This window comes from Paenibacillus sp. FSL H3-0302, assembly GCF_037982245.1.
GTDB lineage: Bacteria > Bacillota > Bacilli > Paenibacillales > Paenibacillaceae > Paenibacillus_AQ > Paenibacillus_AQ odorifer.
Window position 1 is genome coordinate 2,096,556 of sequence record NZ_CP150284.1, and the last position, 23,930, is coordinate 2,120,485.

At 41.2% G+C, this 23,930-nt stretch carries 23 protein-coding genes and 2 pseudogenes; 20 read left to right on the plus strand and 5 right to left on the minus strand.

Annotated elements, in window-relative coordinates:
• Positions 1-63: 63 nt before the first annotated feature.
• From MHH50_RS09085 to MHH50_RS09105, 5 genes are all read left to right on the plus strand, one after another.
• On the plus strand, positions 64-3,291 hold the full coding sequence (locus tag MHH50_RS09085) for a DUF5704 domain-containing protein (protein ID WP_340034212.1): 3,228 nt from the start codon (positions 64-66) through the stop codon (positions 3,289-3,291).
• A 197-nt stretch (positions 3,292-3,488) separates the two neighbouring features.
• Positions 3,489-3,785 carry a WXG100 family type VII secretion target gene (locus MHH50_RS09090; RefSeq protein ID WP_076135786.1) on the plus strand — a complete coding sequence of 99 codons (297 nt, stop codon included), beginning with the start codon at positions 3,489-3,491 and terminating at the stop codon, positions 3,783-3,785.
• Between the two features lie 109 nt (positions 3,786-3,894).
• Positions 3,895-6,006, plus strand: coding sequence for an HNH endonuclease (locus MHH50_RS09095; RefSeq protein WP_340034213.1), 2,112 nt, complete (start codon positions 3,895-3,897; stop codon positions 6,004-6,006).
• 12 nt (positions 6,007-6,018) lie between these two features.
• The gene (locus MHH50_RS09100; protein ID WP_340034214.1) at positions 6,019-6,498 is read left to right on the plus strand and encodes a hypothetical protein; all 480 of its coding nucleotides are present in this window, start codon (positions 6,019-6,021) and stop codon (positions 6,496-6,498) included.
• Between the two features lie 512 nt (positions 6,499-7,010).
• Positions 7,011-7,850 (plus strand): replication initiation factor family protein, encoded by an 840-nt coding sequence (locus MHH50_RS09105; RefSeq protein ID WP_340034215.1) that lies wholly within the window; start codon positions 7,011-7,013, stop codon positions 7,848-7,850.
• A gap of 10 nt (positions 7,851-7,860) precedes the next feature.
• Here MHH50_RS09105 and MHH50_RS09110 read toward each other — a convergent pair whose 3' ends face one another.
• A complete protein-coding gene (locus MHH50_RS09110) occupies positions 7,861-8,061 on the minus strand; it encodes a helix-turn-helix transcriptional regulator (protein ID WP_312131045.1) in 201 nt (66 codons plus the stop codon).
• Positions 8,062-8,181: 120 nt separating this feature from the next.
• On the opposite strand from MHH50_RS09110, the pseudogene MHH50_RS09115 reads away from it, so the two are divergent.
• From MHH50_RS09115 to MHH50_RS09155, 9 genes and pseudogenes are all read left to right on the plus strand, one after another.
• Positions 8,182-8,604 (plus strand): annotated as a pseudogene (locus tag MHH50_RS09115) (transposase); the annotation flags it as partial.
• A gap of 145 nt (positions 8,605-8,749) precedes the next feature.
• Positions 8,750-9,082, plus strand: coding sequence for a hypothetical protein (locus tag MHH50_RS09120; protein WP_076309322.1), 333 nt, complete (start codon positions 8,750-8,752; stop codon positions 9,080-9,082).
• Positions 9,083-9,084: 2 nt separating this feature from the next.
• Positions 9,085-9,336, plus strand: a complete 252-nt coding sequence (locus tag MHH50_RS09125) for a hypothetical protein (protein ID WP_076305734.1) — start codon at positions 9,085-9,087, stop codon at positions 9,334-9,336.
• Positions 9,337-9,600: 264 nt separating this feature from the next.
• Positions 9,601-9,957, plus strand: coding sequence for a hypothetical protein (locus MHH50_RS09130; RefSeq protein WP_076305735.1), 357 nt, complete (start codon positions 9,601-9,603; stop codon positions 9,955-9,957).
• Between the two features lie 182 nt (positions 9,958-10,139).
• On the plus strand, positions 10,140-10,304 hold the full coding sequence (locus MHH50_RS09135; RefSeq protein WP_340034216.1) for a hypothetical protein: 165 nt from the start codon (positions 10,140-10,142) through the stop codon (positions 10,302-10,304).
• A gap of 770 nt (positions 10,305-11,074) precedes the next feature.
• Positions 11,075-12,241 (plus strand): hypothetical protein, encoded by a 1,167-nt coding sequence (locus tag MHH50_RS09140; protein WP_340034217.1) that lies wholly within the window; start codon positions 11,075-11,077, stop codon positions 12,239-12,241.
• A 48-nt stretch (positions 12,242-12,289) separates the two neighbouring features.
• Positions 12,290-12,665: pseudogene (locus MHH50_RS09145) on the plus strand (zincin-like metallopeptidase toxin domain-containing protein).
• On the plus strand, positions 12,665-13,018 hold the full coding sequence (locus tag MHH50_RS09150; protein ID WP_340034218.1) for a hypothetical protein: 354 nt from the start codon (positions 12,665-12,667) through the stop codon (positions 13,016-13,018). Before MHH50_RS09145 ends, MHH50_RS09150 begins: the two are co-directional and overlap by 1 nt.
• Before the next feature lie 395 nt (positions 13,019-13,413).
• Positions 13,414-13,752: a hypothetical protein gene (locus MHH50_RS09155; protein ID WP_340034219.1), complete on the plus strand. Its 339-nt coding sequence runs from the start codon at positions 13,414-13,416 to the stop codon at positions 13,750-13,752.
• A 16-nt stretch (positions 13,753-13,768) separates the two neighbouring features.
• Here MHH50_RS09155 and MHH50_RS09160 read toward each other — a convergent pair whose 3' ends face one another.
• Entirely contained in the window at positions 13,769-14,458 is a 690-nt protein-coding gene (locus tag MHH50_RS09160) for a Crp/Fnr family transcriptional regulator (RefSeq protein WP_340034220.1), read from the minus strand.
• A gap of 80 nt (positions 14,459-14,538) precedes the next feature.
• Here MHH50_RS09160 and MHH50_RS09165 point away from each other — a divergent pair, with 80 nt between their 5' ends.
• Positions 14,539-15,291 carry an HAD-IIB family hydrolase gene (locus MHH50_RS09165; RefSeq protein ID WP_340034221.1) on the plus strand — a complete coding sequence of 251 codons (753 nt, stop codon included), beginning with the start codon at positions 14,539-14,541 and terminating at the stop codon, positions 15,289-15,291.
• 311 nt (positions 15,292-15,602) lie between these two features.
• Here the strand turns inward: MHH50_RS09165 and MHH50_RS09170 are convergent, their stop codons facing one another.
• The 3 genes from MHH50_RS09170 to MHH50_RS09180 all read right to left on the minus strand — a co-directional run bounded on the left by MHH50_RS09170 (position 15,603) and on the right by MHH50_RS09180 (position 18,563).
• On the minus strand, positions 15,603-16,802 hold the full coding sequence (locus tag MHH50_RS09170) for an MFS transporter (protein WP_340034597.1): 1,200 nt from the start codon (positions 16,800-16,802) through the stop codon (positions 15,603-15,605).
• A 66-nt stretch (positions 16,803-16,868) separates the two neighbouring features.
• Positions 16,869-17,486: a sugar O-acetyltransferase gene (locus MHH50_RS09175; protein ID WP_076187110.1), complete on the minus strand. Its 618-nt coding sequence runs from the start codon at positions 17,484-17,486 to the stop codon at positions 16,869-16,871.
• A 36-nt stretch (positions 17,487-17,522) separates the two neighbouring features.
• Entirely contained in the window at positions 17,523-18,563 is a 1,041-nt protein-coding gene (locus tag MHH50_RS09180) for an ROK family protein (RefSeq protein ID WP_340034222.1), read from the minus strand.
• A 479-nt stretch (positions 18,564-19,042) separates the two neighbouring features.
• On the opposite strand from MHH50_RS09180, the gene MHH50_RS09185 reads away from it, so the two are divergent.
• The 5 genes from MHH50_RS09185 (at position 19,043) to MHH50_RS09205 (ending at position 23,803) form a co-directional block, all read left to right on the plus strand.
• A complete protein-coding gene (locus MHH50_RS09185; RefSeq protein WP_076278559.1) occupies positions 19,043-19,573 on the plus strand; it encodes an RNA polymerase sigma factor in 531 nt (176 codons plus the stop codon).
• Complete coding sequence (locus MHH50_RS09190; protein ID WP_076278560.1) at positions 19,570-20,394, plus strand: hypothetical protein; 825 nt, start codon at positions 19,570-19,572, stop codon at positions 20,392-20,394. Before MHH50_RS09185 ends, MHH50_RS09190 begins: the two co-directional genes overlap by 4 nt.
• Entirely contained in the window at positions 20,384-21,247 is an 864-nt protein-coding gene (locus tag MHH50_RS09195) for an ABC transporter ATP-binding protein (protein WP_076187118.1), read from the plus strand. The genes MHH50_RS09190 and MHH50_RS09195 overlap by 11 nt, the downstream gene beginning before the upstream one ends.
• Positions 21,248-21,252: 5 nt before the next feature.
• Entirely contained in the window at positions 21,253-22,389 is a 1,137-nt protein-coding gene (locus MHH50_RS09200) for an ABC transporter permease subunit (protein ID WP_076191098.1), read from the plus strand.
• 199 nt (positions 22,390-22,588) lie between these two features.
• The gene (locus tag MHH50_RS09205) at positions 22,589-23,803 is read left to right on the plus strand and encodes an S-layer homology domain-containing protein (RefSeq protein ID WP_340034223.1); all 1,215 of its coding nucleotides are present in this window, start codon (positions 22,589-22,591) and stop codon (positions 23,801-23,803) included.
• Positions 23,804-23,930: the final 127 nt, after the last annotated feature.

Consider the following 23,930-nt stretch of genomic DNA (forward strand, 5'->3'; position numbering starts at 1 on the left):
TTGTTAATTCTAATAAATTCTTTATTGTTTTCTCCTTTTATAAGTCTTGTAGAGGCTGCCTTTATGGCCAAGTTTAAAGATGGGGCATTTCTTTATACAACAACTTCCAATGAAGCCTCTTCGAGTATAAGATTCCAGACGGTAGGTTGGTATATTCATACCCAACCAACGTGTGCATCCTCTGGAGCCTATGGAGGTGAAGTGCAATGCGACCCTACCTCATTGCCTTCTAATCAACGTATTAAATTACAAGATAATGGCGGAGGGCATGTGAAATCAGAAACTATTGTAGATGGGATAGTGACTACAAACTTCGAATGGACTAAAGCAGAAGTGCTCGCCGCTATTGGACAAGCTAAGGCGGAACAAGTCATCTCTGAAGGCACTCCATTATACGCTAGCGCCATAATGCGAGTAGTGACGGGGTCCAGAACGAACCCAATCCAAGTTTCCGGACCCTATCATACGTTGTATGATATTAAACACGCAGAGAGTTGGGCTCATCCAGAAGATTTGAGACAATATTTCGATGTCACAGTTCCCTTTCAGGGGGAAAATTATCCGGTTAATATGATTCTTAAACTTTCGAACGGAATCGTGGTGAGCGATCAATTAATTGGTAATTATAAGGCTGGTTATAACATTGTAAAGTCTTTTCCCCTGACCGTTCAATACGAGGGAGAGGAATATCAAATTAACCAATCTTGGCTTTCTCCGATTCTGAGGCCAAGCGATCAATTATATATTCAAAGCAAAGCTTCGAATGATCCCAGCTTAGTTCAGCGTAATTTTAAGGTTTATGTAGGTGGAGTCAAAATGGTGGCCAGTTACAAAAAAGTTGGTAGCCCTCCCACCGAGGGAGAAGGCTCAGGCGAATGTAAGTATACTATTGATCCACCAAACAAGATCGCTGCTCCGCAAACGTCATTTATGGAACCGGATGCGAACGGGGCAATTCTAGGTGATGATACAGCAAATGGACGCCATTTTGATGCACCGGTGGGAATCCCCACCTCTGAGAATTTATTTTCCAATGTGTGGGGAAAGAACTATTTGTTTGAACATACCTTCGCCAATATGGCAGGTCAGATTCGTTATTCCTGCAGTGTTAAAGTTACATATCCGACGAAGTGGGAGGAAGCGCAGCCGAATCTTCCAGGACCAAATGGAACATCGATTCCTCAAGCTCCGCTTCCTAAAACAGGGAAATTTGATAAGACCTATACCTTTGACTTGACTCCAAAAGAATATGCGTACTGGCAGGTAGATCAGTTAGCTGTTTATCAAATCGATCGTGCCCAGATGGAGAACTATGCGCTGCCTGGAGGAGAAGTCACTCTATATCCTAATAATTATGGTTCGCCGACGCTTGAGCTTACCAATAGTACAGAAGTAGAAGACCATGTTGTTCCCCAAGATACGGGAGGGATAGAATTCAAGCCAGAAGTGGTAGATGGTGGAGACCACGAACCGGGTCCTGAAGATGTTGATGATACAGACGTGCTCACAGACCTTGCGGAAATGCAGACCAAAGATCCTGAGGTGCAGAATGACCGACTAGTATTTAACGGGGAAACAATTATGGATGATACCGTTGCTAACAAGACCGGGCCTACCCCAGGGAGGATTCCTGATCCGCAAATCATCGGAGACGAGGTGCTTTACGAGGGCCAGTTGATGATCAATAGCGGTTTACTCAATCGGCAGAATACAACCAGCACGGGTACCATTTATTATACAATGCTGTCGGAGAACGTAGAGGGAAACGGAGATCAGGAATTTTTGATCTCTCCGATTAACTCCGTCACCGTGCACACACCGGTCGTCAACTACTCGCTACTTCCAGACGATAACCGCCCATTCGATCAACGTATGACACCGGATATGACTAGGGTTGTGCTGATCTTGGATCGGCCGTTCACCATACATTTTACGGAGAGTGGCCAGCATCTCAATATCCCTGGGTACGGCAACCGGGATTATGCCAAATACACGAAAAACAAGCGGATTCAATTTCCGTTTGGTGTGTTTCAAGGCAGCCAGTATTACCCAGAGAATACCTGGATCTACATCCCTGTTGGAACACCGTCCATGACCTTTACTATGCCAACCTGGGTGAATGAAGGCGACTATACCATTTATACGCAGTCTTGGGCTATAAACGCCCCGTCAGATGGATCGGATCTTTGCGAGGAGAACTTGAACGGTAATTTGACGAATTACTGCGCTTCGGAGAGTTTTAATATTGGGGTCGTCGGTCGACTGTTCGATTTTCGGATTTGGGACATCGGTGATTTTCGGTTTGAAAAGGTGTTTCGAACTGGCGTGGGGACACTTGAGCATAGCAACACGATGTACTATACGGGAGGGAATGATGAGAATGGCATACCGACCGCTTTAAGCGGACAACCACATTGGCAGCTGCCGATCCGCAAGGGTTCTCATCCTACGGAGCAACGGACGGTACCGCATAACGGCTATTCCTTCTTGTTTGACTTCCGGACCATCGGGAACCTGTGGCAGCCGGGCGAGGGTATCCGGATCGAGCCAAGCTTCTATTTTATTCCGAAAAACGGAGGTACAGCGACACCTGTCGATCTGTACTATGATATCTCCGGTTCGAATAATAAAATGATCGGAGTCGGCTCTTCCAAGGATAAGCTGAGTTATTCTCGGACCTACCGCTTGGCGGATGGCTTGCGAAATATATCGAGTGGTGAATTATCGACGGCAGCAAGCTATGAGTACAATTACATACTGTCCGAGGCGGAGCGGGAAAAGACCTCTTGGCTGAAGTTCTATCAGCAATATACAAAGCGCAAAACTAAAATCGCTACAGGCTATAACCTAGAGCTTCTACCTTATAAATCGAGAACTTTAGTAGGTCCGACTGATATCCCTAATGGAGTGAATCCGATAGCGGCGGTTCGGAGCGTTCAACACTGGTACGGAGAATACAACCTGCCGATAGCCCCTTACATCCTGCCTAAAGGAACAGACATTGTCACCCTGGCGAATCATTATGGAGGGGCACTAGATGGGCATGAGCAGGAGTTTATCACTGGCGGCTATATCCTGGTAAATTTCGAAATTTATACGGTTAAAAATGGGGATGCCGACACTCGTATTTTAGGCTACAAGGCACCTATTGCTAACATGTGGGCGATTGAAGGTCAGATGACTGGGAGCACAGATGAAATGGGGCAAACGTTCTCTTTTTCCTCTGGGGATATCATTCTGTTTGAATCAGATTACTCTGTACGAAATGATTATCAGGGGCAGGCAAAATAAACTTTAGAAAAAAATAACTTAAATGTTTTATTTATCTTTAAATGGATTTAAATATAAACTTTATATCATTGAAGACCGATAATTATATAAAGGAAACCGGAGCTATAATAATGAACTTGAAAGATCTTTTGGGGTGTTAAAAAGTATTTTTTAAGTTCATTTTTATATAAAAAAATCACTTAAAGGAGAGGTTAATAATGGCAACAACCAAAGTTACATTGAGTTATGATGGATTAGCTGGACAGGCGAAAATAATTAAAAATTACGGTACGGAAGTAGACGGTTTAATTAGAAAAGTTATGACTACGATGAAAAATCTTAACAGTGTTTGGGAAGATGATGCAGCAAAAGATTTTACAGATAAGGTGGAAAAATTGAAGCCGACATTTGATAAATTTGCAGAGTCGCTTCAGGATCTTGGAGATCATATGAATAATGTATCTATAAAGTATAAAGATCTTTCCGCTGCGGTTAAGAATTCGCAAAAATTCTAATATAGTTTTAAGTAAATCAAACTTCATGAGCCTCACTACATAAGAATTGTAATTAGCTATGCAGAGTGCTGCATAGCTAATTTTATTAGAAGCAAGCAGGGGGAATCACATGGCGTCAACGAAGCTTACATTTAACGTAGATGAAGTCGAGCGCCTGCAGACGAAAATAAGACAGGTAAGCCAGGACACCAACCGGCTGTACCTCCAGTTCAAAGGTCAAGCTAGTAACTGGAGTGGCGTCCCATTAGGATCAAACCAGGTGCAGGCGCAGATAATCATCAACGAACTGACGGTAGAAGCGGAAAAATTGGAAGACATCATTCGAGGCGCGATAAAAGGTGTTCAAGGCGCACAGGATGAGAATAAGCGGCAGGCAAATCAACTTTTTCAGCAGTTCGGTGTTCTTGGGGGTATGTTCGAAAGGTTAGGGAGCGGAAGTGCAATTGGGCAGTCTTCTATTCCGACGACGGCTCAGAAAGCGGTCACGAATCTGATCACCTCAATTGCTACTCTGATGGGTTGGGATGAGTTGAATAGTGATCCTATGGTGCAGAAGCTCCAGGCAACTGTTAAAAAGTCAGGATTGGGAACGATCGACTCTATAGCCGCGCAAAGTAAACTGAAGGATATCTACCTGGCGCGGGATCAGATCGCGAAGGCGCAGACAGCCTATGAGGTATATCAGGCGTTTGGAAATCAGACTCAAATGGACGCAATGCATAAGCTAGCGGAAGACGCACGCAAGAAGCTGAAATCCTTGGGTATAGACGAGGTCCAGTACCAGGCGGGTAAGGATCTAAGCACTTATTTTAAGAAACCAGCGGTTAAAGCATGTGATTATGATCCGTCGATTACCAGTAGAAGCATACCACTAGTGCAGAATGAAACGTATCAGTTGCTACTACGGACGGCAATGGAAAAAGGGGAGAAGGGAGCCTGGGCAAAAGGGCAACTGGAAGGCGTTCAAACCACCATGGAACAGATGATTGCTACTGGAGTAAGTTTGGGTGTACATGTGATGACAAACCAAGGTGGAAAGGCTTGGGGAGATGTTATAAAATTGACTTCATCAGTCGCCCAACTGGATTCCTATAATCTGTTTAGAAAGAATAAAACGGAGGAACAAGCAAAACCCGAGGATTCTAAAAATGCCTTTTATAAATCGATAGACAGTTTTAAAGAGATTGGAACGGGTTTTGTAGGGACATTAAGAACTCGTGCGGATAAGGCGACAGACTCCCCCTATGACTTTTTTAACTGGTTAACATTAGGGATAACAGGAGATATTCCGGTCGGGATATATGAAGCAGCCAAAGATCGATCAGAGCATATGTTTGATTCAAAGGAGAAGTTTGCGGATTGGTTAACACTGGGAACAGTGGAGATGGCGAAAGGAGCATTTAATCCAGACGAAGCATGGTCAGCGGATCATTGGCTCAATAGTCTGGGAATGGTAACGTTGTTGTATGGTCCGGCAGAAAAATCTTTGCTTCCTACAGGAGGCGGAGGTCTAAAGCCTCCAAAAGGGTTAGATTCTGTAAAAGGTATTGAGGTACAAAAACCGTTGCCGGCATTTAGCACAAATGAAGGTTTTCAATTCAAGATAAATAATCTAGATATAGATACGCCGGCACTTCCACAGACCCCGATGCAAATCAATTTTAAGAATGAAATGGACCGGATTTTAAGAGAGAAGATGGAAGGGAAGAGTGACAGTAATCATTCAATAAAGGATGTAGAAGTGAAGGCGGTTGAGGGGACGGGTGAAGGTAATAAAATAAACCCGCCGAAATTCGAGAGTACCTACGAAGAAAGACTTGTACAAACGCCTGTTAATAATGGGAAATGGACTGGAGAACGTGGAGAATCAACGTTTATTCATGAAAACGAAGAAATAAAGGAAATCCTTAGTAAAGCTGAGAAAGAAGGCATAGATTACTCAGAAGCTGTACCAGATTTTTCCTCTGTATCTAAAGGGAATGTAAAAATAGAAGGAATGTCTACCGACAGAGATGTGAACTTTAAAAAGGCAGATGAATTGTTAGCTAAAGAGTGGGGGGTGACTCCAAAAGAAGTGAAGAAATGGCGTAAACAGAATAATTATACGTGGCATGAACTAAATGATATGGAATCAATGGAACTCGTCCCTTCAATAATAAATAGTAAGTTTGGTCATTTAGGTGGAGTATCCGAAGTCGGTAAAGCCGAAAAAAACTATTAGAGGGTGAAATTGATGGAAAAGATTGAACATGTAATTTTAGGAGATTTGAGTTATAACTATGGTTGGAAAAGAGAGATAAAAGTTAATTTATTTGGATACGAAAGAGCTATAACATTAAATGTTGATGGAGATGATAGTGCGGAATTTGAAGCAGCGCAAGTCAGTGCGTATCAACAATTCTTTAGCGATGAGGATACTCTGCTGAAAAAAGCAGAGGATTCAATTATGAAATACTACCTAGAGGTTTACGATGATTATAGACAAAGATTGGGAGAGAAATTTGCAGATGAAATGGCTCCTATTTTGTCTAATAAGAATGAATTAGCTGAAATTGTTGAGCTTAAACAGTTGGTTTTTCCAATGGTATTTGATGAAGATGTAAGACAGGTTGGCTTGTTATTTGAATGCACGTGGGAGCCTGAGCATGGTCTTGCTGTGAAGTTTGAGAATGAAGAAGTAGTTGAGGTTGGTTTCCAAGATATAGTTCTATAATCTGAAGTGGGGGCTACCCAGTGCCGAATGAACTCTTTATTCAACCAGTAACGCACTTAACCTATGTAATACCCGTATAGAGAGATCGTCATTTCGTTTGTACGCACAATAATGCTTGATAATATATAACCTAAATAACGCTAAAGCGTTACATGTAACAGGTCGATTATGGTCAGATACCACCATGATTGACCTGTTTTTTGTTACCTTTGTTATCTACGGATTTTTCGAAATTACTCGCAACTATTAAATACCATATAACGATAGTGATACTGAAAAAGAAAAAACGCACCTTTTAAGATGTATAGTACGACAACTATAGTAAAGGTGTTATGCAAAGAATAGCACCTTGTCCGCAACGTAACTTACCCTTGTAACGATGATTACGGTGCAGGAAAGAAATCTGGTGACGACCAGTCAACATATACAGGTAAGGTAACGTTGTAAGGCTAGCCACCTTGCCCTCTAATATAGTCCGAAATTCGTTAAAAAATTTCGGTTGGGGGCTGAACATGGAAGGAGTACAAGTTTCAATTGACCGTATTGTAGTAGAGTTTACAGATGTGTATTGGGATTTCTTTAATCCTTTTCAATTACGTCTTCGTGAGTATTTTAATGCTAACCTTCGTTTGAAAGAAAAGGGGTTCAAGTATCATTTACATGTCAGAGATAGTGGACATTACCTACACATCTCCTATCAACTTACCTTTGTTCCTAAGTCAAGAAAGAATACGCTAAGAATTGAGTGCCATCCTGATAGTTTAGTTCATTTCTATTCATGGCTAAAGCCAATAAAGGATTACGCCAGAGAAATCCTTTTTGTACGATGTGATGTGGCGTTTGACATTCCGTTACCTATATCAGAGTTGTTCACTTTATCACTTACAGGGCGGAATATGCACACTTGGCAAGGTACTCGCTACTCCAATAAAAAGCATCAAAGACAAGTAGCCGGATACAGTCGAGTTTACGACAAGAAGCGTCAACTGATACAACGGTATGGAAAGGTTATAGAGGGAGAGTTAACGAGGTTTGAAATTGTTTATGTACCTGACGAGAAGATACCACTTGAAGCTATCGTACAATTTCCACCCCAATTCAATAGACTTTACCTGTGTGCTCATTTGACTTGTACTGAACATCTAAAACCCAAGCTACAGGAAAGAGTATATGGGATGATGAGCGGAGAATTGCAACAAAAGGATGTAACAGGGTATTATCGCAGGCAGATTGTAGAGAAAATGAGAACTCAACTTACATTGGACTTAGATAAGTTAGCGTCGGAACAGTGGGAAGAAGCTATAAAAATATCGTGTGCAATCTTGAGTGGCGTGATTAGTAAAGTCGCTTAACAGCTTAACTCTATGTTATTTCAATCAATTCATCGATGCTTATTTCAAGTTTCTTGCATATAAGTTCCAGTGTTTCGAGGTATACCCTGTCTACTCGTTCTGAGCAGAGATGGTTAATTGTACTAGGTCGCAATCCCGTTAATCGTGCTAGTTCACGTTGCGGCATATCTTTCTTGTCTAGGATTTCTTGAAGCCGGACTTTGATAGGCATTTTGTTTCCTCCATACTATAAAGTAACGCTTGAGCGTACTGCTTGAATTATAACATCGTTCATGAACAATTTCATTGAATGTTTCGGTTAAGCGTTATATAATCAATTAATGCCCAAACCGACTACAAGCTAGAATCCATGGACGGTATTAATGTAGTTATAGCGTCAGAACTGGTAGCTGAGATTGGAGACATTAACCGCTTCTCTAGTGCAGACAAGCTAGCCCGATTCGCAGGAATCGCACCGATACGCTTTAGTTCGGGCGGCAAGGGTAAAGACCAAGCAAGTGGGCAAGGAAATAGAGTATTAAACAGCATCTTCCACAATCTAGCCGTTCAACAAATACAAGGAGCCAAAGGGGAAAACAAGAAACAGCGTAATCCCTTATTCTACGAGTATTATCATCGTAAATTAGTAGAAGGAAAGACGAAGAAACAAGCCCTCATATGCGTCATGAGAAGGCTTGTGAACATCATTTACAGCATGATGAAGAACAAAACGCCTTACATAGCAAGTCCTCTGACAGAGCGTCTAGCAAGCTGATATAATGGTGGTAATTGGTAAAACAGTTACTACCTTTCCTTTAGTAGAGTTTAAGATTACTACTTAGGGGACGGGTAATGCTCAGACAGGTGGGAGAGAACTTTCAGTTGATGAATATCTAAAGCGTCTTGATATTTCTGATGCAATGTATGAATCCTTTAGGAAATCGAATGTAGATGTTCAGAGTATTGCAAAAAATACAGGTATGTCCGAGAATAGAATTCAAAGAATAAAAGACCATTTATTTTTTAAAGAACATATTAAAGAACATGGTGTTGGACGCTTTGAAGCAGATTATGAAATTGCACAAGCATGGGATAGACTTCAAAAAGGGACATTTAAACAACAAGATATTGACTTATTGAATCATGAACTTTTTGAATCTAAATTTGAAGGTATTTTTAAAACAGACTATAGGACTGCACACGATAAAACAGTTGATTCTGGTCGTCCGTGGTATCCACCTGAGGAGGAGTAAATTTGGCTTCGTACGTATTGCTTCTAAAAGAACAAGAAGATGATGAATCAGTTGTTTACAGATTTGGACCAAATGAAGATGTTATGGGTAAAATTGAATTGAATAAGATAACTAAGATGTTTTCTGAGTTAGAGTCTATACCTGACCCTAGTATTCCTAGCAAATTTTATTTTGATAGAGCTGCTCAAAGACTGGTGGTTTGCTTGGTTAGAGAGGGGGGGGAGTTCCCAGAAAGAACTGCATTTGAATCATGATTATCCTAGTCTTCAAGTGAAGGGTTTTACAAGTTGTGGGGGCTACCCAGTGCCGAGTGAATTCTTTATTAAACCAGTAACCAGAATTGGGAAGCGAGAATCGCCGATGAGATTAAAGCATACACTATTGAAATTGAAGAGGCTAAAAGGTTAGGACTGGATAATGTTGCAGAAAAACTTCAAAAGAACTTTGAAGCTGAGCAGCAATATATTATTGATAGATATGGTCCTATAGACGAATAAATTTTATGAAGGGAATATATTATGGCCTCAATAGTTGAATTAGCAGAAGAAATTAAGGCTGATACAATAAAAAATGAAGATTTAATAGTATGCTTGGAAGCTAAGAATTTAAGGGTTGTTGCTATGGCAACGTTTAAATTGATTGAGAGAAATTACTGTGATATAGGAATTGTAGAGAGGCTTGCTGAACTAGGAAAACTCCTAACAGATAGTAAGTTTATTGGACCATGGCAATTCGGACATATTGCAATAGCTACACTATCCCTTTTAAGTCATAAGGATGCAAAGATTAAGTTTAACGAGCTTTTTGAGGGACTTAGTGAGTCTGATAAATTTTTAGTGGATAATTTTATTAAATCAGAATCTTATAAAGCTTAGGGAATATGTTTAGAATTGTAAGATTGGAGTTTACAATTCCAACAACCAGATCGTACAATACAAACCAAACACTAACTGATTCAAACACTTGATAAACTTTCAAAGCTCTTTCCAACTTGTTTTATGAGTAGGAATGAGCTTTTTTACATGCTCAAAATCAAAATCAAAGGAGAAATGAGAAAATGGCAAAACAAGTACAGGCAGTAGGAAACAAAACTGCGTTTTATTACTCAGGCACAAGCAGTGTATCAGGCAATCGTAAAGGAAATGAGAGGTTAATGCCAGAAAGCACGAGAGTTACGGCATCAGGTGAGTTGAGATCTCTAGCAGTTCCGATCCGCAAGTAGCAACAGAAATAAGTAAGCTACTGGAACAGGCTAATTATTATAACCATCTAGCAGATCAGAAGGACGAACAGCCCAGATTGGAAATTCTTCATCGCATAGTTAGCTTGGAAAGTTAAGAATCTAGATTATGGGTGAATGTCCAGAAAAATGAAAAATGTGTTAGCTCGTCAATAAATGGAACTGGAAGAAACAGAACGAGAAGCTGTATTAATGGTAACCCGAGCAAAGGGGAAAATACGGGAAACAGAACAGTATTGGAATGATTAACGAACAAAGTTGACAGAATTGGAGGAGAATAGAGTTGAGTAGGAAGTTTATAAAAGAAATTGAACCATTAGAGGAAATTATTAAGCCGGTAAACGAAGATGGATTTATTGAGATGAGGATGTTATTGAACTAAAGATGGAGGGCTAGACGAATGGCGCAACTAAACCCGAAAGCATTAGAAGCAAGCCATAAGTAAGAAAGAGAGTTCGGAACAGGCGGCAAATGAGTTCATACAACCAAAGAGATTTTACCGCAGTAGGACGGAACCACGAGAGCAAACAAATACGAAAGCCACAGGAGGAAATAGCATAATGACGAAACATGAAGAGTTCTTATGGGAACTGGTGATTTACGAGATCGAAACTATAGCAGAGCTAATACTGATAACCTGTGATAACTAATCGTTATCACTCAAATAGGAAGTATTTCAGTTGCAGCAGCAGCAGAGGGGCAGAGAGTAGAAATTAGAAAAGAGCAATCAGCAGTTCGGTGTTCTTGGGGGGATGTTCGAAAGGTTTGGGAGCGGAAGTGCAATTGGGCAGTCTTCTATTCCGACGACGGCTCAGAAAGCGGTCACGAATCTGATCACCTCAATTGCTACTCTGATGGGTTGGGATGAGTTGAATAGTGATCCTATGGTGCAGAAGCTCCAGGCAACTGTTAAAAAGTCAGGATTGGGAACGATCGACTCCATAGCCGCGCAAAGTAAACTGAAGGATATTTACCTGGCGCGGGATCAGATCGCGAAGGCGCAGACAGCCTATGAGGTATATCAGGCGTTTGGAAATCAGACTCAAATGGACGCAATGCATAAGTTAGCGGAAGACGCACGCAAGAAGCTGAAATCCTTGGGTATAGACGAGGTCCAGTACCAGGCGGGTAAGGATCTAAGCACTTATTTTAAGAAACCAGCGATTAAGGCATGTGATTATGATCCGTCGATTACCAGTAGAAGCATACCACTAGTGCAGAATGAAACGTATCAGTTGCTACTACGGACGGCAATGGAAAAAGGGGAGAAGGGAGCCTGGGCAAAAGGCCAACTGGAAGGCATTCAAACCACCATGGAACAGATGATTGCTACTGGAGTAAGTTTGGGTGTACACGTGATGACAAACCAAGGTGGAAAGGCTTGGGGAGATGTTATAAAATTGACTTCATCAGTCGCCCAACTGGATTCCTATAATCTGTTTAGAAAGAATAAAACGGAGGAACAAGCAAAACCCGAGGATTCTAAAAATGCCTTTTATAAATCAATAGACAGTTTTAAAGAGATTGGAACGGGTTTTGTAGGTACATTAAGAACTCGTGCGGATAAAGCGACAGACTCCCCCTATGACTTTTTCAACTGGTTAACATTAGGCATAACAGGAGATATTCCGGTCGGGATATATGAAGCAGCCAAAGATCGATCAGAGCATATGATTGATTCAAAGGAGAAGTTTGCGGATTGGTTAACACTGGGGACAGTGGAGATGGCGAAAGGAGCATTTAATCCAGACGAAGCATGGTCAGCGGATCATTGGCTCAATAGTCTGGGAATGGTAACGTTGTTGTATGGTCCGGCAGAAAAATCTTTATTATCCACAGAAGGCGGATTGCTAAAGCCAAAGCTTCCAAAAGAAATAGATCTAGTGCAAGAGACTATTGATTTTAAATTATGGGAATAAATTCCTGTTAGTGGACAAAATAAATTAACCACTGATGGATTAAGAATTATGAGTATCAGAGACATAAAGAAGTTTAAAAGCGAAATGAATTTAAATAATATAAAAGTTATTATAGATAAGAAGGGAACTATTCTACCTGAAAAGGCTGTGGGAGGTTTCAATCCAAATACTGGACAGATCGTATTAAGACCTGAGGCTTCTTACTTAAGTGTAGTTCATGAATCTTATCACGCTAAGCACTTTGGAGAACTTGGAAAAGAAAATTAAATTATCGACTTTAGAAAAGGAAGAGTATGTTTATAGAGAAATTATGAAAAATAAAGGTGAATTGAGTATTGAAGAAATATATGAAGCACAAAGATATATATTCAAACTAAGGAACGGACAATGGCCTTTATCGAATTGGAAAGGATTTGATGAATAATGCAAGAAAGAATAAATACTAATCTAACAGCTAACCAAGCTTTGGAGATAGCTCGAGATTATAAGGATAAGTTTAAACTGTATGGAGTTATACATGATGATATAGAAAAGTCTGTTAGATTTTATAATGAGTTTTATAGAATTAAGGGTTGTGTGTGGTTTGTTTTGGCGGATATAACTCCTAAAGATTATGAAGGTGATGACGAAATTACTTTCGTGGTTTCTGATGAAGACAGTGCTGTTGATCATGTGCTAGATCATAATGGGATACCTCAACGTTATCATATACCAAGCAATAGAAATTATAGCAATGAAGAGTTTGAAGCTATCTTTGATGAAGATCATGATGAGTAAAAGAGTCTAAACTCGAGGGGAATCAATCATTTGCCGACTCAATCCATCATTCGAACAATGACACATATATCTCATATATTACCTATATAAAGATTTTTACTATTTCGTGTGTACGCACAATAATGCTTGAGATTTTATAACCTAATTAACACTAAAGCGTTACATAGAACAGGTCGATTATGGTCAGATATCACCATGACTGACCTGTTTTTTTATATTCATTTTCCGGTGTCGTAGCTTGCGGGTCCATCCAATATCCCCCACAAATAAAGATTTCAAAAGGAGTAAAGCACCCCCAAAAGGCTTTACTCCTTTTTAACATTTAGTCTAAGCTATGTTATTATTACCTTATATTTTCCTATAAATAACAAATTATAGAGTTTGGAGGTTTAAGAATGAAAAGTAAGCGTAACTTGATAATGCTGTTATTGTTTGCTTTGACGATTATACTTTCAGGATGTAATGATAAAAAAGCTGCGATATTATCCATGGATGAAATACGAGATCTAGCTCAGCAAGGCGAGGCGTTGTCGTGGAAGGATTTTGAAGGTCATCCCTTTGATGACGTTGGTTCAGGTTTGTACATCCGTAAATATGAAATTAATGAAAACTACCATGTGCTGGTGGGTGGCGGAAGTGTTAATGCAGCTCCTCTGTATATAAATCTTGTCAAAAGAAACGGAGAAAAGATCGATATCCGTTATGATGACATCGATCATTTTATCCTCCATTAAATGAGGGGTTTTTAGGCTATTCAAATCTTATTCCGTTAGATAATTCATCCAGACGCTCCCAGTCGAGTACAATAATTTCTTGCTTAACTTTATATAAAATTCCCATGTCGGTGAGCCGCTGAATGACACGGTTTAAATGGCGGGGAGTAGTCCCAATCAAAGAGGCTATATCTGGGATATAGGGTGTCTGAATTTCTTTTCCAAACTCACGTTGGAGTTGAATGGTCAATAAATAACTTGCAAACCTTTCTTCTACAGAGCCCAGCAAGTTCGTTCGGGATGCGGATGTGCAGGTTAGAAGCTTGTAGGAGAGATGTTTCAGCAACAAGTCTTTAAACCTGTGGTTATCCATTAGGTCAGACTCAACCTTTTGTTTCGGGATAAATAAGAGGCTGGTTTGTTGTACCACTTCAACTTGGGATTGGACCACAACTTCCTGCACGTATTCAATGTCCCCGAATAATGACAAGGGTGAGCAGAAACGTAATAACAAGGATTTTCCCGTCCCCACACTAGAAGAAACCTTGGTACGCCCCTCCACTTGAAAATAAATTCCGTCCAGCTCATCCCCCTCACGCAAAATGATTTCATTCTGCTCATAGACAAGTAACTGGATTAAAGCATGTGTTGACGTTGTGAATACTTGGTCTAGATTAAATTGTGTAATGTAATGTGATATCAGATTTGGATCGTGAATAGATTTCATCGTTTACTCCTTTTTGGACATCGGTCCTTTCCATTATATCTGAACTCGTTAATATAGAGAAAAAGGGGAGGTTATTAACTGTGAAATTTATTTTTGATTTAGATGGGACGATTTGTTTTAGCGGCAAACCTTTGAGTGGATTTATTGTACAAGCCTTGGATGCTCTAATTGAAAAAGGACATGAGGTTATTTTTGCGTCAGCCCGGCCTATTCGTGATTTATTGCCTGTGTTGCCTGCTCATATGCATCATTTTTCTATGGTTGGCGGGAATGGCGCGTTTATTGCAAAGGGTGGGGAGGTTATTTCGACGATACATTTTGACCCACAGACTGCGGATAACATCCTGAATTTGATTGAAGAATTTGATGCAACTTATTTGATTGATAGTCATTGGGACTATGCATATTCGGGTTCTGCGAACCATCCCATCCGGAGAAATGTAGATCCAGAACAACGCGCCAAAAATGTAACTCCATCAGAGCTGGATGAGATTGTGAAGGTAGTTATTTTGAGCAGTCTGAACGGGGAACAACTTATACATAAGCTGCAAAATCTGCCGATTGTGATCTACCAGCATGGACAAGAAGATATTATGGATATAAGTCCACAAGGTGTGAACAAATGGACAGGACTAAAGAGATTAGGCATAGAACCGCAGCAATTTATTGCTTTTGGTAACGATGCTAATGATATAGAAATGTTTAGACATTCCGCACATTCGGTTTGTGTTGGCGATCATATAACCTTGGGAGAAGTTGCAACGGAAAAGGTTAGTAGCGGTGAAGAGCAGATTGTTAGAAAAATAATGGAGCTGGTGGTAGGTCTGCGATAATTGTTGGGATGGTGATCACCAGCTCAGAGGTCATTGTTGTGGACTGTATAGTCGCTATTTCGGGATTTAGCTTCATTAGGCGGAGTGTTCGGACTCAGGAGGCGTTATCTAGTCAGAAGACAGCGGTTTTTGCACAAAAACAACTCAATAACGACTCTGGGGTCCGAATAACCTCATTTCTGTCTATTTCGAAGCCAATAAGGACATTTGAGTCCGATGGTAGGAGGTTGGTCGCTATTTGCAACAAAAAACCTGCCAAAAAATCAGCAGTTTTTTTGCATGGATGAGCAGAAATAAGTGTGATAACTATTCTAGATAAGTTCTTGGCGGCGATTTAAATAACGATATAAAACACAACCGGATATCGCGCATATAGCTGCACACAAACCGATAAAACCATACCCAGCTTGAAGACCACGTAGCAAGCCAGTTTGTGTTTCTGCTCCGTAAAGCCTCTTTATACCTTCGATTACTGCACCTATGGCATAGTTGCCAATCACGCTACCGACTCCCATTAGTGTAACTGTAAAGGTGATGGCAGTGTCACTGCCATGCGGATACCTTTTTGCGATAAATGCCATGACGGTCGGATAAATCATAGCGATACCTATGCCTGCTGCTGCGAATAGAAACGCGAGCTGTTCCCCACCCAAAATAGCAGCAAACGTACATAAGGCAGAGAAGGCTGAAAAGATGATAAGCGATAGATTGAAACCAATCTTATCTGTAACCGGCCCCAGCAAGAGCCTTGCTAGCGAGAAGCAGAGAAAAAAGGTGGACAACATACCAGAAGCTGTAACTGTATCCCACAAGTATGCTTTTTCCAAAAAATTCACTAGCCATCCACCTACTGCAAGCTCTGACACTACACCGAAAGAAAGAATAAGCACCATCAGCCATAAAGCGGGATCGCGGACCAACGTTTTTAAAGGGATCCGGTCCTCTTGCGGAAGATCGTCACCCGGAAATGTACTGCGCAAGGCAGATAGAATAGGCAGTAAAGATAAGCTTAGCATAATCAGATACATTCCGCGCCAGTCGAGTGGATGGCCAAATATACTTACCGACATGAGTCCTGTTGCCAGCAGTGGAGCTAAGGTTGAACTAAATCCGTAGAAAAAATGGGATAAGTTCATCATCGTCCCGGTATTTTTTACGAAGATGCGTGCTCCCAAAATGGCAAGACCAATCTCCAGCATTCCGTTTCCGATGTACATCAGGAAATAAGAAGCTGAGAAGAAGGGATAGCTGTGGGAGATATAGATTAACACTCCTGAGAATATCATGGATGCAAAAGCAATGATACTGACAGCCTTGATCCCCCACTTCCGAACCAATACAGCTGTAAAGGAGCAGGCGATCAAATAACCTAATGCATTTAGGGATAAAAGGGTGCCGAGCTGTTTCTCGTCCAGATTAAAGTCGAATTGGATTCGCGGAATGGCAGGTCCTTTAATATTTTCCGATATGCCAAACACTATAAATCCTAAAAAGATGGTTGCCAATTGCATGGCGTAAATCTTGTTAAATCCCCCGAAGCGCTTTTTCAAATTGAGATCCTCCCAGAACGGGTTACTTTATTGCTCAATGTCTCTGTAATACTCTTCTTTAAGTTTTTCCCAGTGTTGCTTATCGTCGTCGGTGATTGCTCTTAATACCTTGCATGGGTTACCCACCGCAATTACATTGTCAGGGATATCCTTAGTCACGACTGAACCTGCACCGATGATTACATTGTTGCCGATTTTTACCCCAGGATTAATTACTGCGTTTCCACCAACCCACACGTTGTTTCCTATGGTAATCGGTGTACCGAATTCAAGCATACTAATACGCACGTCCGCATCTATGGGGTGACCAGCAGTATATACACCTACTCTAGGTCCAAAGAGAACATTGTTACCAATCGTTACTTTAGCTACATCAAGGATAATGCAGTCAAAATTAGCGTAGAAGTTATTGCCAACGGTAATATTACTGCCGTAATCACAACGGAAAGGAGGTTCAACATATAATGACTCTCCTGTAGACTCAAATAATTGCTTGAGTAGTTCTACTCTATATTCACCTTGTTCTTCCGTCGTATTGTTAAATAAACGAGTGAGCATTCTGGATCTTTTGTTATCCTTTGCTAATTCTTCACCGCCTGCCATATATAGCTTTCCTGCAATCATGTTTTCTTTGTTTGTTGCCATTTGTAGTTCCTCCTGAAGTATATGTTAGTTTTATGTTTACCGGCGCTTCTCAACCAACTGTAACGAATAGGTTAAGCTTTCCAGTGTGATCGCAATTAATCCGTTCATGTAATGATCATCAGGTTGATCCAGCACAATTAAGTGAGGCATATGCTCCTCTGGAATCACTTCCAGACAACGTTGATAAATCGGCCGTACATTCTCTTGTTTGACTTGCTCTCCTGTGAGAGCTATGGTCTCTGGATTAATAATTGCAATCAGGGACGATATAGTGTGAGCCGCCAAAGGGATGAAGGTATCCGTGTGGTCCAAGCTACTCAATTGCTGTTCACGCGAGATTCCAAACGGTAAAAAAGAGACTTCACCAGCAAATCTGGTATTACCTTTGTGGATATGCCCGTCGATCATCATCCCGGCGCCTGGAAAAGCTCCTTTGATAAAGGTTACCACGACAATGGTTTTATCCTCTTCATAATCCTGCTGTTTATAGAACCCGTAAACGATCAGATTCATATCATTTTCAATCGTGACTTCAAGCTCGTATTTTTCTCTGAGTAGTGATTCTAAGGGAGCATTAATTAACTCTTTAATGTCACAGATATTAATGACACCTTGGTGAGCAAGGCCGGGAATCCCAATCCCTACTGCCTTGATGTTGTTATATTGTTGGATAAGCGTATCCAGCAGATGGTCGATGGCTGCAGCATCTACGTACTCTAATTCCATCCATCCATGATCCACACGATCACCAACTGAATTGGTCACCGCATAGGTTATGGATTTCTGGCCATCCTCAATTTTGGCATAGATACATGCAATATAGGAGAAATCAGCGTTATAGATAAATCGTCTGGCCGGTCGGCCTCCATTTGAAGCCTCCAGTTCAGTCTCAATGACTTCACCAGTCTCGAGAAGTTCATTCAGGATATTTCCGCAGGTAGCAATACTTAATCCGGTGGCACTTGCAATCGTGGATTTGGTTCCTTCCTTCATCGATTTCAAGGCCTGCTTGATAAGCTCCTGATTTATCTTTTTAACACGAATAGAATTGTTTGCGATTTGGTTTATTTTATTCACCTCTAGACTTTTAAAAATGGTTATTAAAAGTATTATCAATACTATAACTTGGCTCTATATAATTGTCTAGCAATCGACAGTTTTTTATTATGGATTTTTTTGAACGAACATGTGGCTTTCAATCAACCTGCGGTGTCTAATTAAATGTAAGGTCAAGAGGAGGTCCACCATTTACGAAGATTTTCACAAAAAGACCACTTGTAATGAGTGTGCACCATGGAAATTAATAGAAGCAATGTTATATAATTCACTAAGATACAAGCTAAAAATGTTCACTCACAATTTGAACCGGGGACATAATCTAGGGAAAATTTATATTCGGCCAGCCAGAACCTTCTGGTTGGTCTTTTTAATGTGATGCGTCTACTTCGTAGGCGATTTCGTTATATTTAGTAGATTGGTAGATTGGTAGATTGGAGGTGAATTAAATCGGGGAGGACAAATGGGTCACAGAAGCGCAGCAGGGCAATGAGGCAGCGGTGGAATTATTAATTCGGCATACCTATAGTGATATTTATCGATTCATCAGATGGAAAATACATAATGACGAATTGGCCTGGGATCTTGCACAGACAGTGTATGAAAAAGCATGGGCCAAGCTTGACAGCTATCAAAATAAACAGGGGAGTTTCCGAGCTTGGTTGATGGCGATCGCGCAAAATGTCTGCATTGACTATTTTCGCAGCAAAGGTGCTCGGCAAGCAGAGTTGAATCAAAGCTTATCTGATGAAATCACAGTCGAAGGAGATTTTCTTGAAGGAATATTACTTCGTGAAGAGGTTAAGCAGGTATACGCCGCGATTTACTCACTGCCAGAGGAACAGAGGGATGCGCTCTTGTTAAGGTATAAATATGAATTTACGTTTACAGAAATAGCTGCCGTAACTGATGAACCTGAATCTACTGTGAAGTCAAGGGTAAGCCGATCGCTGATTAAATTACGTGATTTACTAAGGTATTCCAAGCAAGAGGACATATCCCAACCCCTAAAGAAAGGAGCAGGAAAATGAGGGTTAAACGTAACCATCAAGATTACCTCAATCTGAATTTACAGGATGAGATGACAGCAGAGTCTGTAGAGGAGATCGTGAATTATATCAGGTGCATTCCTGAACCGCCACGCCTTGACGGTTTTGCAGAAGAAGCCATGAGCAGGTGGAGAAAATCCAAGCGGGCTTTACCTGCGCCAGTACCACCCGTTCCTTTATTTGCACGGCAACAGCTGAGGATTCTTTTTTCACAGGGATGGTGGAAAGAGGTTGTGCTTGGTGTGATCTTGTTTGTAGTAGGATATTTGGTGCTGAGTGTTATGCAGATTGTTAGCCCTATGTTCATTCTGTCCATCGTGGGTTGTATTCCTTTACTGGTGGTCGTCTCTCATACGGCTCGGAATACGCTCTGTGGAATGGGAGAACTCGCACGTAGTTTTAGAATCCCGTTGCATCGGTATGTGCAAGCTCGGTTCCTTATGGCAGGGGTGATCTCACTACTGATTAACGTTAGTGTAACTGCTATGGTAACCCCGGTAGGGGGAACGGAGTTTATGCTGCGTATGACCCTGCTATGGTGCATCCCGATCCTAAACAATGCGGCGGTAGCGTTAGTATTATCCACGCTGATACGTAATTTTAGACAATTAACGACCGTACTCTTTATGTTGCCTCTCTTTTGGATGATTTTATTTTCCGGAGAATTTGCAGTGAGATGGACGATGTCGGTCGAGTTATTTTGGTTAATGGGACTGGGCGTTCTGTCGGCAGTGGTATTTAGCCTAGCCATGAGGTTTCAATCCAGAATATTGAGCAGGGGAGGGTTTCTGATTGGAGCTTAAACTATGTAATATTGTACATGATTTCGGCAAAAAGCGAATTTTAAATACGATCAACCTTTCTATGTCACCTGGTGTGTATGGTCTTCTAGGACCTAACGGAACAGGAAAAACGACACTGATGCGTATTGTTGCAGATATTCTGTATCCGACTCGTGGAAATGTACTTTTAGATGGACAAAACAAGGATGATATGGGGGATCAGTACCGGGCTCAGATAGGTTATTTACCGCAGGAACTGGGGATGTACAATCATTTTTCAGCTCGCGATTTCTTGTATTATGTTGCTGCCCTAAAGGGGTTGACCAAGAAGGAGGCGAGTGATCGTATAGAGGTTCTTGCTCAAATGGTTAATCTATCCGGAGAAATGGATAAAAAATGTGGTAAGTATTCCGGCGGGATGAAACGTAGACTCGGTATCGCTCAAGCATTGCTTAATAATCCGGGCATCCTCATTCTGGATGAGCCCACAGCAGGACTTGACCCCTCGGAACGCGTAAGATTTCGAAATTTAATTTCTGAAATATCAAATGAGCGCATCGTTATTTTGTCTACTCATATCGTTTCTGATGTTGATCATATAGCTAAACAGGTGCTACTGATGGGGCGAGGAGAGTTACTTCGTCAAGGAACAATTAAGGAGTTGACCAATGAATTGCAAGGAGAGGTTTGGGAGGCACATGTCCCCGGGCGGTTGCTGGCTCAAATCGAAGAGAATGGAACTGTAGTGAATGTGCAGCAGACAGATACTGGACTAGTGGTTCGGGTAGTCAGCAAGACTTTGCCAGTTGAGAATGCACTGATGGTGAATCCTTCATTAGAAGATGTATATATGCATTATTTTCGGAGGGGATGACACACATGAAACGTCTGGTGATGTTTGAATTACGTAAAATTATGATTCCCAGAGTCTGGATTTCTATAGCTGGAAGTATTGCATTAGCCACTTTTTGTTTTGTTAGTTTCTACCCATCCGGTACGGATAGTCTATTGGTTGTAAACAAGGAAAAGCCTGAAGCTATCGCCGCTCATCTAGGACCGATTCAACCAGATTTAGCTTTGAAATACGCACCTAGACTCAAAGAAGAATATGCTGAAGACAGCGCTTGGCCCAAAGAGGAGAAGATGAAACGAATTCTGGAGCAACACTATGCTGGTACAGCTTATATGGTAGATCAATTCAACAGAAATTTAACAGAGCTGAGAGAGCAGAAGGTTTTAATGGAGAGGCAAGAACCAGGATCTTATGCGCTAAGAGATGTTACTAAAAAGCTCTCCATGCTGGAGGAGGGAAAACCACGAGGGTTTTATGTAACTGAGGACTGGGACTTATTACATATATTTTTTTCGAGCTCGCCTGGCGTCGGGGATCTTTTGATCGGTCTTATTCTAGTATTTGCACTGGCCTCCCTGTTCTCCGGCGAGGAAAACTATAGAATGGATGCACTTATTCTATCTAGTAAATACGGAAGGTTGAAGATTGTTGCGGCAAAACTATTAGCTGGATTTATAGTTACGTTTAGCTGGGTTACTCTTTTTTACGGGATTTGCACATTGCTGGCCTGTTTACCGTTCGGCTTCGTGGGCTGGAATGCCCCGCTGAATAGTTACTTTTATTTTGATGAGACTCCATATGCCTTAACCCAGCTGCAGGGATTTGCCCTGAAATATGCTGTAACCTTGCTGGCTGCATGTGGTCTATTGTTATTGACGGCGCTGATATCCGCTTTGTGTCGGAGTAGCTTAAGCAGTCTTGGACTGGCAGCATTCGTAGTTATTCTTCCCCTTTTCTCTTTGCCTGGAATGTTGGGCAAAATAATCTCTTTTTTGCCGTCAGGTGTAATGGTTAGCAGATCCTTAATCGAAAAATATGTATCCTATAACATTTTTGGCATCCCTATATTACATCTACCCTTGTCAATCCTTTCGGTGATAATTATAGGTATAATTGCTATAATGCTTATCCCCAAAGCTTTCGAACGTCGATTAAAGGTCTAAGTAGTAGATACGTCCAGATCGTTCCCGCTATGAAGTGGGGCGATCTTTTTTTGTTCTTCTTGTGAAAAAGGAGAGCAGTATATTTACGAATTAGACATTTCACCCGATAGTTAAGACAAAGGGGAATCACGATAAACCTGGCAAAGAGAGCAGGAACCCCTTACCGATAAGAACGAAAGGGATTATTAAAATGAAGATAATGAAGCTATTGGTACTAGGTCTTATCTCAGGGACAATTGTGACATGCGGCAACGTGAGTTATAGAGTTCATGCTGACACGACAACGTACGAGAATACAGGGACATATGAAGAAGTGGACGAGGACGGTGAGGAGGATCCGGCATCTTCACTGTTCACTGACATTCAAGGTCACTGGTCAGAGCCTTGGGTGCGCTGGGCGTTGGGCAACCAATTGATGGTTGGTTATGATGATGGGAGCTTTCGACCGGATCAGCCGATTACGGAAGCGGAATTTTTGAAATTATTTTATCTTTCTTTCGGCTATCCAAAGGCTACTAGCATAGGCGAAGAATGGACAGCAGCACCGTATAGAATGGCTAAGTGGTGGAATCATCCAGTTACTGGACTACAATATCCAGTGGCAAAATCGGCTCCAATCACCAGAATGGCCGCTGCAAGGTTAGTTGCATCTGGTCTAGGGATGAATTACAACGACACGGATTCCGTGGTTTATTTGCTGGGTAACTCTCTACTTCCACTTCCCGGAGAGCTAACTTTAGTAGGTTTCAGAGGAAATCTCCCGCTTACAAGAGCAGAGGCTATACAATGGATGAGAATGCTCAAGCTTAAGGGAATATATACTGTGAATTCTCGTCCAGAAGGACGATCGGATCGGAGTCACTTACCGTCATTACCGGAACAGGGTACAGGTTTGAAGGATTTTATAGCGGTTCCGGTAACTGATCGTGATTTCGGAATAGCGGATAGTGGACGTAATCTTTTTATAGATTTTGGGAGTTCAAGAATGTTAGTAGAGGAACATTACGGGGATTCAACAGGTCAAGATGTATTCAATAATGAAATGTATAAAGAAGTATCTGTACATTATGATACCGAAGGTCGGCTGAACGCTTGGAAAATAGACAAAGATAATGAACGCATTGATCCAATCCACATAGGTACATTGAACAATATTCGACCTGGGATAAGTACATTGGAAGATGTGCTAAAGGCATACGGTACATACGTTGCAGTGGATAACGAATACGGGATTATAGTGAGTTACTGGTTTGAGAACAAGGGTGGAGTGTATGAGCACAGATTGTCACCTTTTGAAATGGATAATATGGAGGGTGGGTTCTATATAGGCTTCATTATTGACAAACAATCTCTGAAAGTTCAAACCATACTCATTTCTACAGCTCAGCAGGCAATGAATCCTACGGATATATAGGAATTGTACTGGAACCTTATTCATTCTTTAAAATGTGACGGCATGTCTTTCTGAGGCAGCCGTCTTTTGTTTTATAATTTTTTTCACCTCATAAGCTAACATTCCGAGAACTTTATCGTTATACATA